General features: G+C 56.1%; 11 protein-coding genes. 5 read left to right on the top strand and 6 right to left on the bottom strand.

The annotated features are described in order from the left end of the window. Positions 1-155 precede the first annotated feature (155 nt). The 5 genes from MTX78_RS15540 (at position 156) to MTX78_RS15520 (ending at position 6,675) form a co-directional block, all read left to right on the top strand. Positions 156-1,451: an aspartyl protease family protein gene (locus MTX78_RS15540; RefSeq protein ID WP_243796115.1), complete on the top strand. Its 1,296-nt coding sequence runs from the start codon at positions 156-158 to the stop codon at positions 1,449-1,451. A gap of 200 nt (positions 1,452-1,651) precedes the next feature. Further along, entirely contained in the window at positions 1,652-2,806 is a 1,155-nt protein-coding gene (locus tag MTX78_RS15535; protein WP_243796114.1) for a lysophospholipid acyltransferase family protein, read from the top strand. A 150-nt stretch (positions 2,807-2,956) separates the two neighbouring features. After that, on the top strand, positions 2,957-3,895 hold the full coding sequence (locus MTX78_RS15530; protein ID WP_243796113.1) for an alpha/beta hydrolase: 939 nt from the start codon (positions 2,957-2,959) through the stop codon (positions 3,893-3,895). Between the two features lie 229 nt (positions 3,896-4,124). Next, positions 4,125-4,670: a phasin family protein gene (locus MTX78_RS15525; RefSeq protein WP_243796112.1), complete on the top strand. Its 546-nt coding sequence runs from the start codon at positions 4,125-4,127 to the stop codon at positions 4,668-4,670. Positions 4,671-4,986: 316 nt separating this feature from the next. Further along, positions 4,987-6,675 carry an ABC1 kinase family protein gene (locus MTX78_RS15520; RefSeq protein WP_243796111.1) on the top strand — a complete coding sequence of 563 codons (1,689 nt, stop codon included), beginning with the start codon at positions 4,987-4,989 and terminating at the stop codon, positions 6,673-6,675. A 128-nt stretch (positions 6,676-6,803) separates the two neighbouring features. Here MTX78_RS15520 and MTX78_RS15515 read toward each other — a convergent pair whose 3' ends face one another. The 6 genes from MTX78_RS15515 to MTX78_RS15490 form a co-directional block, all read right to left on the bottom strand. Beyond that, positions 6,804-7,268, bottom strand: a complete 465-nt coding sequence (locus MTX78_RS15515) for a helix-turn-helix domain-containing protein (protein ID WP_243796110.1) — start codon at positions 7,266-7,268, stop codon at positions 6,804-6,806. A 101-nt stretch (positions 7,269-7,369) separates the two neighbouring features. Next, positions 7,370-8,233 (bottom strand): glycoside hydrolase family 16 protein, encoded by an 864-nt coding sequence (locus MTX78_RS15510; RefSeq protein WP_243796109.1) that lies wholly within the window; start codon positions 8,231-8,233, stop codon positions 7,370-7,372. A 171-nt stretch (positions 8,234-8,404) separates the two neighbouring features. Beyond that, positions 8,405-9,304 (bottom strand): glycoside hydrolase family 16 protein, encoded by a 900-nt coding sequence (locus MTX78_RS15505; RefSeq protein ID WP_243796108.1) that lies wholly within the window; start codon positions 9,302-9,304, stop codon positions 8,405-8,407. Positions 9,305-9,323: 19 nt separating this feature from the next. Beyond that, the gene (locus MTX78_RS15500) at positions 9,324-10,142 is read right to left on the bottom strand and encodes a PKD domain-containing protein (protein WP_243796107.1); all 819 of its coding nucleotides are present in this window, start codon (positions 10,140-10,142) and stop codon (positions 9,324-9,326) included. Positions 10,143-10,175: 33 nt separating this feature from the next. Further along, positions 10,176-11,723: a RagB/SusD family nutrient uptake outer membrane protein gene (locus MTX78_RS15495; RefSeq protein ID WP_243796106.1), complete on the bottom strand. Its 1,548-nt coding sequence runs from the start codon at positions 11,721-11,723 to the stop codon at positions 10,176-10,178. A gap of 27 nt (positions 11,724-11,750) precedes the next feature. Further along, entirely contained in the window at positions 11,751-14,888 is a 3,138-nt protein-coding gene (locus MTX78_RS15490; protein ID WP_243796105.1) for a SusC/RagA family TonB-linked outer membrane protein, read from the bottom strand. Positions 14,889-15,418: the final 530 nt, after the last annotated feature.

The raw sequence follows: 15,418 nt of genomic DNA, 5'->3' as shown, positions 1-15,418 counted from the left end.
TCCGCAGAGGAGCACACTAGCTTGCTGGAAGAAAGCTAGATACGGCGTACCGCATAGCAGTGGAATGTTTTGTGCAGGCAGAGGACAACGTAGCCGCCTAAACAATGGCGAAACAGGTGGCTTTTGGCTATATTTCCCATCCCGCCCGCTCCGCTATGCTTGCCCATTGGTTTTTTACGCTCGTTGTTTTGGCGCGCCATTGGTGGCCGGGCCGGCTGTGGTGTAAACTAGCCTTGTTGCTTTTGCTGCCGATTGCCGCACCCGCACAACGCGTCGGCGAAGCGCCGGCCTTTAGATTTGCGAAGGCCGGGCAGCAGAAGGTGCGTGTGCCGTTCGAATTTCAGCGCAACCTTATTCTCGTGCAGGCCCACCTCAACGGGCAAGGGCCCTACAATTTTCTGCTTGATTCCGGGGTGGGTATTTCGCTTATCACCGACCCGTCACTGATTGAGATTCTAAAACTGCGCCGGGGTGTCAACTACAACGTGATGGGCGCCGGGCAGGAAAAGCCCCTGGAAGCTTTCTATTCCGACAGTGTACACGTGGATATGCGGGGCGTGGTGGCACCTCATCTGCCCTTTCTAGTGCTTTCTTCTGATGTGCTCAACCTGTCGGGCTACGTGGGCATACCCGTGCACGGCATCCTGGGCTACGACGTGTTCAACAGCTTTGTGGTGCAGGTAGAGCCTACCAACGCGCAGCTCTGGTTTCATGCCCCCAACTCCTATAAGTCGCCGAAAGGCCGGCGGTGGGCCCGCCTCCCCCTCGACCTGGAGGGGCGTAAGTCCTACGTATACGCCCCCATCAGCCTCAGCGACTCACTTACGCTGCCGCTCAAGCTGGTGCTCGACACCGGAGCCGGCCATGCCTTGTCCTTGGAAACATCCTCTGACCCGCGTATGCGGGTGCCTGCGCAACGGATGCGGGCCCAACTGGGGCGTGGGCTTAGCGGTGCCATCAACGGGTATCTGGGCCGGGTGCAAAGCATGCAGCTAGGGCAGTATCGGCTCAAGGCCCCGCTTACGTCTTTCCCCGATGCCGAGAATGGGGCGCTGCGTGCCGAAGTGCCCCGCAACGGCAACATCGGGTTTGAATTGCTGAAACGGTTTGAGGTGATAATTGATTACACGCACAATTCGTTGTGGCTCCGGCCCAACTCCCTCTACCGCGACCCATTCGAGCACGATATGTGTGGCTTGGAACTGCTGGCTTCCGGCCCCAATTATCGTCGCTATTTCGTGCTGCGGATCGAGCCCAATTCGCCGGCTGCCGCAGCGGATCTGATGCCGGACGACGAGCTGCTTTCCATCAATTTGATTCCGGTCAAAGGCATGAGCCTCACGCAAATCAGCCGAATTTTCCATTCCGGTGATGGCAAAACGCTGTTCTTGCTTTTACAACGCAAAGACGAGCTTATCTCGGCGTTTATCCGCCTGAAACGTCAGATTTAGAGCAGTCGGTTTTCGCTGGTTTGCCTGCGTTCATGTGCGCAGCCACTGGCGTGCTCTGCTGGGGAGCTTGACCCGCTACATGCTCAGGTAATCATTGGCTCTAATGCCCTATTTCGCTGCCCTACAGCTAAAATTCATACATTAGAAGCTGGTCAGAGTGTACTTTCTTCTCCACGCTTCCCCGCTACTTCCACCCCCCGATGCCCACGCCCCCCGTGCTGCCGTCGCCGCCGCCTTCCATCCAGGCCAACCAGCATATCTACTCCGACTACTTTCGGGAAGATTTCGTTGAGACACTTGACCGCAACGTCTTACAGCTGCTCGATAGGGTATGGTTTCGCTCGCGCCTAGTGGGTTTCGAGGATTTTCCGGAGCGCAACAACCCCGAGCGCCCGCTCATCTTTGCCTCCAATCATTCCGGTATGGCGTTCCCCTGGGATGCCATTGTGGCCCTGGCGCACATGTGGCGTATCCTGCCGGGCCAGATTGGCTTGCCCCGGCCATTGTCGGCGCCGTTGCTCTCGCAATCCACGCTCATGAATCCGTTCCAGGTCAAGGATTTCTGGAAGAAATGCGGCTGTGTGGATGCTACCACGCTCAACTTTGATACAATGATGTACTATCAGGACATGAACCTGATGTTGTATCCGGAGGGCGTGCCTGGCATCGGCAAAGGGTTCAACAAGAAGTACAAACTTCAGCGGCTGGCCAGTAGCATGGTGCGCCATAGCATTGCCCACCGTACGGACGTGGTGCCGTTCTACACCGTCAACGGCGAATACCTCAATCCGTACGCCTACAGCTGGGAGTGGCTGAATACGCTTAGCAAAAAAATCGGTATTCCGTTCATTCCTCTCGGGCCGATAGTGCTGTTGGTGCTGCTCCAGCCGTGGTCGTTCTATATGGCCTATCCAGCCCAACTCACGTTCGTGTTGGGCTCGCGCATCCGGCCCTACGAAATGATTGACAAAGACCCGGCTGACCTCACCCGCGAAGATTACACCGCGCTTTCCGAGAAAGTGCGTGTGTTGATGCAAGCCGAGTTGGAAGCCGCCGTTGCCAAGCATGGCCAGCAGCCTTACCGGTGGCGTGAGCTGTGGCAGCGCATGAAGCAGAACTGGCGCTATTTCCCATTTTTCCTGCCGATTGCCTGGCCCGCACTATTCCGAGAATTCGAGCGGCTCTACGTGCACAAAGGCCACCGCGACTTCGACATGCAGCTCGACAAACCGGGCGCATGGCTGCGTATGGTGTGGCGCAACCCGTTCACCATCACTTTTTTTATTCCTATTCTGGGCTGGATTCCTATTGCCATCCGAGGGTACAAAGGACACAATATTGGAAAGAAGCCGTAGCGGCTGCACCAAGGTTTCCTATAATCTTTAACCAAATCAGTATCTTACAAAAGCTGCTCTACGTATCTGATAGGCAGCGCTTAGTGTTTGCGGCTTCGCGCCGTTGCTACCGCCCCGCTTCCCCTCCAAGTTCCCACGTTTGCTTTTTCGATGCCGTCTTCCCAGCATTTGCTGCTCAAGCAGTTCTTGACGGCCGCCACTGGCCCGTTAGCCCGTAGTCGGCCGCGACTCCCTGCCATTCGGCTGGCCGCAGAGGCCGCCGCGCTTTTCCAGTTCGTGCCCTGGAACGTGTTTTTGCAAGATGCTGATGTAGAGGGCATGGCGGCCGAATGGCTGCGGCCTGTGGGCGCTCGGCCCGAGCGAGTGTTGCTGTATCTGCACGGTGGCGGGTATGTAATAGGCTCTCTGAACACGCACCGGGCATTGGTAGGAGCGTTGGCTGCGAGTTGCCAGCTGAATACGTTGGCTATCAACTACCGCAAAGCGCCTGAATATCCCTTTCCAGCGGCTCTCGAAGACGCCCGACTTGCGTACGACTGGCTGTTGAACCAAGGGTACGAGGCCTCCAATATTATGGTCGCCGGCGACTCAGCGGGTGGCGGCTTGGGCTTGGCACTGTTGCAGCACCTGCGCGACGCTAGGCAGCCGCTGCCAGCCGCGGCCATCGGCCTTTCCCCCTGGATTGATTTGGCGCTGCCAACTACCCTGCGGCGGCAGGCATGCCAAGAGGAAACCCGGATGTTGGAGGCACTGGAGATGCAAACCTGGGGCAGCCTCTACGCCGCCGATACCCCCCAAACTCACCCGTTGGTTTCGCCCACCAAAGGCAAATTACATGGCTTGCCACCACTGTTGATCCAGATTTCCAACGCCGAGGTGCTACATGATGACGTTGTGCGCTTCTGCCGCAAAGCTAGCCTTAGCGGTGTGCCTGTTACACTCCAAGTGTTTGAAGGGCTAGTACACTGGTGGCATCTGTTCTGGCGGTTCGTGCCCGAAGCGCGGCAAGCACTCCAGCAGGTCGGGGAATTTACGCACAGCGTATGGGCCGAGCAGCAAGCCCAAAGCCAGGTGAATTCTGCGGCCTGACAACCAGGAAGCAGGTAAGGGAAGCCGACGAGTAGTTAAAAATGAGTCATGTCAAGTGAATCTCACAGATGAAATAGGAGGTGCGCAATTATTTTCCATTCACTGCCAACTATATAGCTTCGGTTTCGTAGGTTTGCGAAATATAGTCGGCTTGCATACTACTTTTCCCGGCAGGCAGGTCCGCAACGCCGGTTTTACTTCTCCCACTCTCTTTTAATCACGCAGTTTTATGGAAGATTTGTTTAAGAAGTTTGTCAACGCAGGCGTTGGCTTCGTTTCTCTTACCACCGACCGGGTGCAAAAAACCATTGACGCGTTGGTGAAAGAAAGCAAGTTGTCGGAGCAGGAAGGTGCCAAAATCATGGATGAGCTGAAGCAAAACGGCGAAACCAAGCGCAAGGAGTTGGAAAAGCAGGTGCAAAGCATTGCTTCGCGCGTGATGAAGACAGTGGGCGTAGCTCCCAACGCGGAAGTGGAAGAACTGAAGCGTACGGTGAAAGGCGGTAGCAAAGCGGCAACGCCTGCTCCGAAAGCAGCGGCACCAAAGGCCAGCAAGCCCACCGTTAATTCTCCGGTTGGAGTCACCAACGTAAGCAGTTCCGCTGGCAGAACTGCCGCGGCCAAAAAAACCGTAACCACTCCTGCTACCAGCGCCGCGGGCAAAGTGAAAGCCGCCAGCACGGATAGCAAGGAAACCAAAGCCAATAAAACAGCGGCCAAGAAAGCCATTTCGCCCAACGACAACACCTCTAGCACAGGCAGCACCTTGTCGTAGCTTCTTGTTTAAGAAGTTGGAAAACCCCGTTCGGAGGCACCGAACGGGGTTTTCTGTATGTTCGATTCAACTGTTCAACCAAGAAACTGTTATCCGCTGTGCAGACGCTGCGTGGTTCGTTAGGGAGGTCAGTGAAAAAGGTGGGCACCTGGGAAGCATTTCAAGCGTTTCTTGAGCACTTACAGACGCATTACTGACCTTCACTGTTAGCTTGCGCGAAGCATCGGCCGCCAACTGCCAGTCCAGCTTCCGGCAGGCAACACAACCTTGCTACCGCCAAGCTTCCACACTGAATTGCCTGTTTATTTAACACTTAATGTTTAAAAACACGATTTCCAACCTGACCCGCATCCGGCAGGTAGCGGAGGTGCTGATTCGGTATGGCTTCGAAGATGCCGTAACCAGTACCCCCTTGCGGCGGCTAGTGTCTAAAAGCCGGCGTGTTTCGTGGCAGGAGGGCGAGCAAGCCGTGTTTGAAACCACCCGTTGGCAGCGGATCCGGATGATCATCGAGGAACTGGGCCCAACCTTCATCAAACTGGCCCAGGCCATGAGTAACCGTGCCGACCTGTTGCCCCAACCCCTCATCGACGAGTTCGAAAAGCTGCAAAGCAACGTGCCGCCCTTTGATGTGCAAACAGCCAAAGGTATCATCGAGCGGGAACTTGGCTGCCCCCTCGACGAAATGTTTTCTGAGTTTGATGACGTGCCGCTTGGTTCGGCTAGCATTGGGCAGGTGCACCGGGCGCGGCTGCTCACGGGCGAGGAAGTGGTAGTGAAAGTGCAACGCCCCGGCGTGCAGGAAAAAGTACGCTCCGACCTAGCCTTGCTGCACGAATTGGTGCGCCTGACGGGCAACTTTCTACGCAAGCAAGGCCTCAGCAACCCCCAAGATGTAGTAGATGCCTTTGAGCGGAGCATGACCAAGGAGCTGGACTACACCTCCGAGGCGCGGAGCATGGAGCAGTTTCGCTCGCTGTATGCCAACTACGAGACCTTCTATATTCCTAAGCCTTACCGGGATATTAGTACCACCCGCATCTTGGTGATTGAGTTTGTGAGCGGCTGCAAAATCACGGACAAGGCGCAGCTCTTGGAGTGGGACCTCAGCCCCGAAAAGGTGGCCGAAACCGGCATGGACATCTACCTGACTCAGATATTCGAGTTCGGGATGTTCCATGCCGACCCGCACCCCGGCAACGTGCTAGTTCGCCCCGATGGAACGTTGGTGCTCATCGACTTCGGGATGGTGGGCAAAATGAGCAAACAGCAGAAATACGCCTTTGCGGGCGTATTCATTGGCATGGCCCGGCAAGACCCACGCGGTATGGCCTTGAGTTTCCGTCGCTTGGCCATCACCTCCGATATTCAGGACATGCGGGCTTTCGAGGCCTCGTTGGGGGAGCTGATAGAGGATTTCGCCAGCCTCGACGTCAAAGACATGAGCATGTCGGACTTGGCGGAGGCGCTCCAAGGGGTCATTTATACCTATAAGCTGCAGGTGCCCGGCGCGGTGTTCCTTATCCTAAGAGCCCTTGTGATTCTGGAAGGAATTGGAAAGGTGCTCCACCCGCGCTTCAACACGTTCGAATTTGTGCGGCCCTATGGCGCGCGCATTGTAGCCGAGCAGTATTCAGCTGAGAATATCCTCAGCGAAGCCGAGTATACCGGCACCCAATTGCTGGCGCTCATCCAGACTCTGCCAGCTGATATCCGGCAGATTGTGCGCAAAATTTCCCGCGGCGACCTGCGAGTACGGGTGGAGCTGAGCGGTTACATGTTGCTGTTGCACAAGGCCGATCAACTGGTAAGCCGCAGCATTTTAGCCGCAGTTTCCGTAGCCATGATTCTGTTTGCGGGGTTGAGCTTGCTCGGGCATTATCCGTCTGGTCAGATGCCCTACTACCGCGGCCTCCCCGTCGTGACGTGGTATAGCCTGGGCGTCGCTGCCTTTTTGCTGCTGATTCTTTTTATCCTGGGTACCAAAAAAGAGCGTCGTGAATAAAAAACAGCCTAGCTACCAAAGTAGTTAGGCTGTTTCCTTATCCATAGAAATATACTACACAAACTATAGCGTGATAGAGTAGTCAGGACTCACACCTCACGCATTGGCGGCTGAGACAAGGACGGCGCTTATTTGTCGGTATCAGAGACGGGAACAAGCAGTGTTTGGAGCCGTTGCAACGCCTTGCCGACGGTAACTGGGCAAATTGATTTGGCGTGGCCCTTGTCCACCAAGTAAGCAGCCAACTCGCGCAGGGTCCAGTGCCGGGCCGGATCGGAAGTGCGACGCGAAAGCAACGCCAGCAAGGCTGCTTCTACGGTGGGCGTTAGTTTGGTGGGGGCACCACCCTGCGGATGTGTATTCAGGAACGAGGTGAGACCCTGGCGCTGATACGCTCGTCGTAAGGCATACACCCGGCCTTCGGTCATGGCTAGGCGCTGCGCTGTTTCGGCGGCCGAGTACCCGGCGTGCCAATCGAGCAGGGTTTGTGCCCTGTTAACTTGTCGGCGCACAAGCTGCTCTTGTTGCAAGTAGTGCTGCAACTCTTGCTGCTCAGCGGCCGACAACCGGAAAAACTGTTTTTGGCGGCCCATATAGTACGGCTAGAAAGTGCAATAAAGAAGCCGGGCTCCTTTGCAAGAGCCGTTGTAATACCAAGAAATAAGAGAAGAGCTGCCCACGGCAGCAAGGCTACTTACTGTTGCTTTAACTTGTAGAAGCGCACGTAATCCACGAGCATCTGCTGCGGAAACGCGGTATCGTCGATACCCTTTTTGCCGCCCCACTCGCCCCCGACCGCCACATTCAGCAACACGTGAAATGGGTGGTCCCAAGGCCAGGCTTCCCAACCGCTGTGCTCGTTCGGGCTGGTGAAGTAGGCTTTATTATCAACCAAGGCCGTAATACTTTCAGGCGTCCACTCAATGGCATATACATGGAATGCCGTTGTGGCGGTAGGCACACTGATAGAATCGGTTTTCTGGTTGTTGGTGCGGAAGTAATACTTCTTGCAATGCGTGGAGGCCTGCACCACGGCGGGCCGGTAACCCACGTATTCCATAATGTCTATTTCGCCGTTGGCGGGCCAGCTTTTGTCGCCGTACTTCCAGTCGTCGGGGAGCATCCAGATGGCGGGCCAGGTGCCACGAGCGGCTGGCAGCTGGGCCCGTACTTCCACCCGGCCATACGTGAGGCTGCCTCCACCTTTGGCCCTTGACACCAGCCGTGCGGAAGTGTAGGGGTTCTGTGGGTTCAGGGCTTCACGCCGCGCCTCAATAAGTAGATGTCCTTTTTCAACGCGGGTATTTTCACGGCGGGCTTTGGTATAGAACTGCGCTTCCTTGTTGCCCCAACCACTGCCGCCTACATCGTAGGTCCATTTTACGGAGTCGGGTAGCCCGGTGTAGTTGAACTCGTCGCTCCACAGCAACTCTTTGAAAGAGTATTTGGAGGGCTTAGAGGCAGAAGCTGCAGTAAATGTGGCCGTGCTAGAAGTACAAATCAGAAGCAGCATACCCATGGCAGCCGATAGCATCGGTCGGGGTAAAGGGGATTTCATAGCGAGAAATAAAAGTCGGGCTGGAGCAACACAACGACGCACGGCCAGGACATAGGGTGCCTGCTTTGCGTGGTATAGCCGGCGGCAAGCAACTTCAAGGCTGGCTTACCTCAGTCATACCACGCAATATACCGGCGTGAAAAAGCTACACAAGCTAGTCCTCGGCGACGCTTATTGATACTGGAAGTAGCGCACGTAATCCACCTCCATTTGCTGCGGAAAAACAGCAGAGCCATCTGGATTGCCGTCGAAGTTTCCCCCCACGGCTACGTTCAAAATCACGAAAAACGGGTTGTTGAAGGGATAGGAGAACGAGCCTACATCGGCGTTGGTGAACCGGTAGTATTCCTGCCCGTCCAGGAAGAAACGCATCAGGTTCCTGCTGCGCACCACCGTAAACACGTGAAATTCATCAGACAAGTCGGCGGTGAGCTGCTTGGTGGTGCCTTTGTATTGGTGGGTAGCCGTGCTGTTGCCAAAGTGCATGGTCGAAAGCATTTCCCGGGGCTTGCTGCCGCGCAGTTCCATGATGTCGATTTCACCGCAGACCGGCCAGTTGTTTTGGTCGATGTCGGCGCCTAGCATCCAGATGGCGGGCCATACGCCTTTGCCTTTCGGAACCTTTGCCCGTACATCAATGCGGCCAAACTGAAAGCTTTGCTTGCCTTTGGTAATGAGGCGCCCAGAGGTGTAGACATTGCTGCCAGCCTGCTGGCGCGCCCGAATCACGAGGTGGCTGCCGTCGAGAAATACGTTTTCGGGCGTGTTGGTGTAGCTCTGCAACTCGTTGTTGCCCCAGCCACCGCCACCCAGTTCGTACGTCCACTTGGTTTGGTCGAGGGTGTTGCTATTGAAGTCGTCGCTCCATACCAGGTTGGTGTACTGGCCGTAGTCGCGGGCCTCTTCGTTCACGACGGGCGTAACGGGCGTGGGCGCCGGAATATTCTTGGTCTTGGTTTCGGTGCAGGAACTTACGCTCAGAGCCAGCAAGAGGCCGGCTCCGAGCGTCAGGTTCTGCCGCACCCACATGGTGGGATAGGTCATCGGAATACGCTTAATGGTAGTGAGCAAGCAGCGGTTAGGAAGCTTCCTAAGGCTTAACTACCATCTTGATAGTAAACACGGTGCCGCCATTCTGGCCGCTGCCGGCGCGCAGGGTCATTTTCTGGTTGTCGATGCTTAGTATGCGGTACACGCGCTCCGTCAGGGAAGCATCGGTGGCCGCAATGAAAGCCCCAGCCCGTGATAATGTAAACTGCGCTAGCCCAGTTCCGGTGGCCGCCCCAAATACAAACGGCGAGGTGCCCGAAAGGGGAGCTTGACAGCTGTAATTCATTCTGTCAGCGTAGAACGTCTCGGCCTTGGCGTCGTAGGTGAAGGTGTTGCTGGTTGAGAAGGTGTACTCATCATCCGACTGACACGCTGGCAAATCACCTGCCGCTACGCCCGGAAAGTACGTGGTGGGCGCTGCTTCCGTGCCCACCACTATAGGGGCAGCAGTTGCGTTGTCGAGCTTCCAGGTGCGCGACGAGCCACCCGTGAGCAGCTGGTTGACAAGGTTGAGCGTGGAAGCAATGGTGACATCCTGCGTTTCCGACGGAGTAGCCCCGCCACGGCCCACAGCCGTTAGCTTGGCTTTGAAGGTACCGCCCCGGGTGTAAGCGTGCGTGACGGTCTGCCCCGAGCCAATGGTTCCGTCACCGAAATCCCACTGATAGAGAAACGCATCGGTGCTGGTGCTGGTGAAGGTTACTTCCGAAGTCAGGCCAACCACTTTGGGTGCAGTAGCCGTGAAGCTTGCTGTGGGCTTGGGGCCGTCCAACGAGCCTTCGTCTTCCTTGTCGCAGGCCGTGAGTAGCAGCGAGCCGGCCAGTAAGACCAGTGCTGCTTTGTTCAAGGTATAGTTCATCTGTAGAGTCGCGCTAAAAGTCGGGAGGGAGGCTTAGTAGCCAGGATTCTGAACCAGGCCGGAGTTGGCATCCAATTCCGATTGCGGAATAGGCAGTACCAGGTTTTTCTCGGTTGGGATGCCGCGCACGATGCCCAGGTTCAGGCTGCGCAGATAGTTGGCCTGCGCCGTCATGACGGGTATCAGGCCGTACTGGGTGCCGTGGTAGCGCTTCAAGTCAAACCACCGGTCGAACTCGAACGCCAACTCATACTTCCGCTCGCGCAACACGGCTGCTGTGAAGTCAGCGGTAGCGCTGGTCAGGTCACGAGCAGAGGGCGTGTTGATGGGGAGGCCGAAAGCCCGGCGCCGCACCTTGTTGATGGCTTCCAAGCCCTCGGTGTTTGGCCCCAGCGCTTCGGCTACAATCAGGTACATTTCCGCCAGACGAAGCACCGGTACGTTGAGGCCCGAATCCCAGATATTGGTGTTCACTTTGCCTACAAACCACTTTTTGCAGTTGTAGCCGAAGGGCGAGCCAGTGGCGCGTGCCGACTGCTTGCCGCCATCCGGGTACGTGTCGCCGGGCACCCAAATAGTAACGGCTTTGCGCTGGTCGCCTTCCTCGTAGCCGTTCACGAAATCGGGCTCTGGAATGTTGAAACCGTAACCGCTGCCGGGCGTTTGGTTGGCACCGCGGGGCCCGAAGAACTCGTTCATAGCAGAGCCCACGTTGTTGCGCTCATACTCGTTGCGGCCGTTCACGTACTGTACTTCAAACAGCGACTCGGCGCCGTTTTCGGTGGCTACCTTGAAGTTGTCGCCGTAGTTGGTCCGCAGTGTTTTACCCGAGTTGTTGATTACTTCGCGGGCACGCTGGGCGGCCAGTGGTTTCTTGCTGGCGTCGCCTTGGGAAGCTTCCGTGATGTATACTTTGGCTAGCAGGCCCGTGGCGGCCCACTTGGTAGCACGGCCCAAATCAGCACCGCTGTAGGATGGCGGCAGGTTATCGATAGCAGCAATCAGGTCCTGCTCGATCTGCTTGTACACTTCTGCAGCCGGCGTGCGCGGAATGCTCACAGCTGCCTGGTTGGCAGGTGGTGCTGTGAACAGCGGAACATCCCCATAGGCCCGTACCAAGTCGAAGTAGTATTTGGCCCGCAGAAACTGTGCTTCGCCCAAGCAGCGCTTCTTGATGTCGGGGTCCATGTTGGCGATGTCCGGCACCTTCTGCAGTACCAGGTTGGCCCGCTGTATCCCGATGAAGCTGCCGCCCCACAGGCGGTTGGCCACGATGTTGGTGGTAGGAATGTTGAAGGCTTCGAGCTGCTTGTATTCAATGCCGTCGTTGCCGTCGTCGCCGCCCGTCACCGATATATCGGCCATGATATCAAAGGCCCACATCGACAGGTTGTACTGGCCTTCCTTGGTCAGTTCGCTATAGGCAGCTGTAGTGGCCTGAATAGCATCCTGCTGAGTTTGATAGAAGTTTACGTCCGTAACCTGGTCGGAAGGAGTTTCTTCCAGAAACTTTTCGCCGCAGCCAGTCAGTAATCCTAACGACAGCAGGAAGGCGCCGCAGGTGAATTTAGAGATAGTCATGAGTAGTAAGTGGGAATTACAAGAGAATTAGAACCCGATGTTCAGGCCGCCCATGAACACCCGTGTTTGCGGGTAGATACCCCGGTCGACACCGCTAATGCTTACCTCAGGGTCGTAGCCGGTGTATTTGGTGAGGGTGGCTAAGTTCTGGGCCGTGAAGTACACGCGCATCTGGGTGGCCGAAATGCGGCTCATGAGCGTTTTGGGTAGCGTATAACCGAGCGTTAGGTTCTTGAGGCGCACGTAGGAGCCGTCCTCAATGAAGTGAGTGGATACCCGTAGGTTGTTGTTGGGGTCACCGTTGATGGCTCGTGGCACGTCGTTGCTGGTGCCTTCGCCGGTCCAGCGCTTCAACACGCGGGTGGTACCGTTGGTGGTGCTGTACAACGCGCTTTCCGTGATGTAGCGGTTAAGGTTGTACACGTCGTTGCCCTGCGAACCTTGGATGAAGACGCTTAAATCAAAGTTCTTGTAGTTGAAGTTGTTGGTGATGCCGAACGTGAAGTTTGGGTTCGGATTGCCAATAAACTTGCGGTCAGCATCCGTAATAACGTTGTCGCCGTTCAGGTCGCGGTAGCGAATATCGCCAGGGCCTGCGCCAGGCTGCCTCGGCGAAGCATCTACCTCCGACTGCGTCTGGAACAATCCCTCTTTCACATACCCGTAGAACGAGCCGAATGCCTGGTTCACGTCGTAGCGCACAATAACGCCGCTCAAAGAGCTTAATCCGTTGTACGGTACCCCCGCACCCAACGACTCCAGCTTGGTTTTGTAGGCCGAGGCGTTCAGGGTCGTGGTCCAGCTCAGCGCTTGATCAACTCCGGTGAAGTTGCGTGAGGTGAACGAGAAGTCAATACCGCGGTTGTAAGCCGATGCGGCGTTGGTATTCACTGATTCGTACGTACCCGACACATAGGATGGAGGTACGCCGGCAATCAGGTTCGGCGAATTCCGATTGAAGAGGTCAATGGTGGCCTCAAAACGGTTGTCGAGGAAGCCCAGATCCAAGCCAATGTTGGTTTGGTCGTTGTATTCCCAGCGCAGGTTAGGGTTACGCAAACGCACTGGCGCACCGCCCGTATTGATGGCCCCATCTTGTCCCAGTGGATATACCGCCCCGAAGTTGATGGTGTAGAGGTAGGCAAAACGACCTGCGTTTAGCTCGTTGCCTACGCGGCCATACCCCACGCGCAGCTTCATGTTGCTGATGGTGCTGTTGCCTTGCAAGAAGCCTTCTTCCGAAATGCGCCAGCCGGCCGATGCTCCAGGGAAGAAGCCGAACTTCTCGCCGGGCTGAAACCGCGACGAGCCGTCGTAGCGGGCCGTGGCCTGGAAGATGTATTTGCCACTAAACTCGTAGTTGAGGCGGCCAAAGTAGCTGGCCAGGCGCCGGGAAGGATCAATAGCGCCAGCATTGGTAAGAAGGGCGTTGATCGGACCCGCGTTGATTACCTGCAAGTCGTTGCGCAGGTACATAGAGCGGTTCGCTTCTACGTTGCTGTAGTTGAACTCCTGCGCCGACTGACCCACCAGGAAAGTGACTTGGTGCTTTTCAGCGAACAGATGATCGTAGGTGATGGTATTCTCAATTAGGTAGCTAGGAGCGTAGCTGGAAGTAGCACGCGCCCCAGCCGTAATGTAGCGCTGGGTGAAGCCCGCAAGTTCCGGCCCTTTGGGCGCGAAGCTGTTGAAGTTGTCGAATATCAGGTCGGCACCTACGTTGGTACGGAAGCGGAGCCCCTTAAGCGGCTCGAGTTCGGCGAAGAACGTGGTGATGGCCCGGTTGCGCGTGAATTTCTGGTTGACCCGCTGCGAAGTAGCCAGTGGGTTTTCCTCCGTGAAGTTGTCGGAAGCACTGTTGGGCTGGTACCAGTAGCCATCCGGCCGATATGGCTGTACTGTAGGGGGCATGCGTAGCAGTTGCTGCACGGCTCCGTATTCCCCGTCGTTGCTTGTTATCTGGCGGTCGTTGAGGTTGGTGAGCGAGATGCTGTTGCCCAGCTTCAGCATTTTGCCTACCTGCACGTCGCCGTTGGCACGCAGCGTAAACCGCTCGAACTTAGTTCCTAGCAAGATACCATCCTGCTGGAAGTAGGTGCCCGATAAGGCGTAGCGCGCTTTCTCGCTGCCCCCAGTCGCCGACAACGAGTAGTTCTGAATCTTAGCCCGGCGGAACAGTAAATCCTGCCAGTCGGTGCCTTCGCCCAACGTAGACGGGTCGCGCAGCTTCTCCAGGGCAAGCGGCTTGCCAGCTGCATATAGTGACTCGTTGTTGATAGTAGCGTACTCCTCGGCGTTGAGCAGGTCTAGCTTGCGGGCTAGTGTCTGCACACCGCGGTAAACATCAAAGTTGATGTTGGTTTTGCCGGCTTTGCCCCGCTTGGTGGTAATTACAACTACCCCGTTGGCAGCTCGCACCCCGTAGATAGCCGTAGCCGAAGCATCCTTCAGGATATCAATAGATTCGATATCGTTGGGGCTGATGCCGTTCAATTCGTTGTTTGTGGCGTTGCCATTGCCGTCCACGCCAGTGGGCAGCGGGAAGCCATCCACTACATACAGAGGCGAATTGAGGCCCGCCGACGATATACCGCGGATGCGCACCGCCGTACCCGCCGCTCCGCCTGGAGCACCCCCGCCGGAGGTAATAGTTACCCCGGCCACTTTGCCTTGAATGGCCTGCGTGACATCTGGCACGGGCTGGCGCACAATTTCTGCGGCCCCCACCGATGAAATAGCGCCTGTTACGCTACCCCGCGACTGAGTGCCGTACCCAACCACCACGACTTCGCTCAGCGCCCGGGTGTCTTCTATCAAGCTTACGTTCAGGCTGTTAGTGGCGCCCGTTACGGCCAGCTCCTTGCGGCCGTAGCCAACATAGCTGAACACCAGTGTGGACCCCTCCGGCGCGTTGAGCGTAAAGCCCCCGTCGGAGTTGGTGGTGATGCCTTGCGTGGTGCCTTTTACGATGATGGTAACACCGGGTAAAGGCTCTCCTTTTTCGCCTGTTACGCGGCCTGATACTGGTACATCGGCCTCAACTGTACGGCTAGACACTGCTACACTGCTCGCTTGCGCAGGAGCCATAGCCAAAGTCAGTAAGCCGCAAGCTGCAAGAGGTACTACGCGTCGGAATCCCAGATACGAGTAATAAGTACGATTCATACGTGATGGGAAAGAATGTGGGAATTGAAAACACTTAGCAGACTCCTTTCAAAAAGGAGAAATGCAAGCAAATAATGAGAAAAATGGGTAAGGCAAACTGGCAAAGTGAGTAAGTGCTTAGCTCCGCATAAAAGATACAGGGAGCCAGCAAGCATGCTCACGGCAAACAATTTCGATAAACACTGTAGAGCTGGACGCTACGTAGCAAGGCTACCCGATAGCATCTGGGAGTATACCCTTACACAGCGCAGTAGCAAGAGAGACAAGCACTGCAACATTGTTCGCGTACCCGCTGGATACAATTAGAAGGGGTGGGTGCGAACGGAAGGGTAATCGCGCAAGAGGTGAGTGGGTACTCACATTGCAAGAGTTGAAGAAAGGAACGGGGTGGGGCATGAGGGGCGGTAGGAATAGCCAAATATACCCGACCTTATTTCTAAAAATCAAGTGAAAACCTCGCCCCAAACGTTTGCAAAGTGCGTTTTCGCTTACGTATCACGTAAATGTGTACGCTTAGAGCACACGTATTT

It is taken from the genome of Hymenobacter tibetensis (genome assembly GCF_022827545.1).
Classification (GTDB): domain Bacteria; phylum Bacteroidota; class Bacteroidia; order Cytophagales; family Hymenobacteraceae; genus Hymenobacter; species Hymenobacter tibetensis.
Note: the sequence above shows the minus strand (reverse complement) of the source record. Positions and strands in the feature narration are given on the sequence as shown.

Excerpts from the sequence above, each read along its gene's own strand:
- MTX78_RS15540 (WP_243796115.1), top strand. The coding sequence starts at position 156 with ATGCTTGCCCATTGGTTTTTTACGCTCGTTGTTTTGGCGCGCCATTGG.
- MTX78_RS15535 (WP_243796114.1), top strand. The coding sequence starts at position 1,652 with ATGCCCACGCCCCCCGTGCTGCCGTCGCCGCCGCCTTCCATCCAGGCC.
- MTX78_RS15530 (WP_243796113.1), top strand. The coding sequence starts at position 2,957 with ATGCCGTCTTCCCAGCATTTGCTGCTCAAGCAGTTCTTGACGGCCGCC.
- MTX78_RS15525 (WP_243796112.1), top strand. The coding sequence starts at position 4,125 with ATGGAAGATTTGTTTAAGAAGTTTGTCAACGCAGGCGTTGGCTTCGTT.
- MTX78_RS15520 (WP_243796111.1), top strand. The coding sequence starts at position 4,987 with ATGTTTAAAAACACGATTTCCAACCTGACCCGCATCCGGCAGGTAGCG.
- MTX78_RS15515 (WP_243796110.1), bottom strand. The coding sequence starts at position 7,268 with ATGGGCCGCCAAAAACAGTTTTTCCGGTTGTCGGCCGCTGAGCAGCAA.
- MTX78_RS15510 (WP_243796109.1), bottom strand. The coding sequence starts at position 8,233 with ATGAAATCCCCTTTACCCCGACCGATGCTATCGGCTGCCATGGGTATG.
- MTX78_RS15500 (WP_243796107.1), bottom strand. The coding sequence starts at position 10,142 with ATGAACTATACCTTGAACAAAGCAGCACTGGTCTTACTGGCCGGCTCG.
- MTX78_RS15495 (WP_243796106.1), bottom strand. The coding sequence starts at position 11,723 with ATGACTATCTCTAAATTCACCTGCGGCGCCTTCCTGCTGTCGTTAGGA.
- MTX78_RS15490 (WP_243796105.1), bottom strand. The coding sequence starts at position 14,888 with ATGAATCGTACTTATTACTCGTATCTGGGATTCCGACGCGTAGTACCT.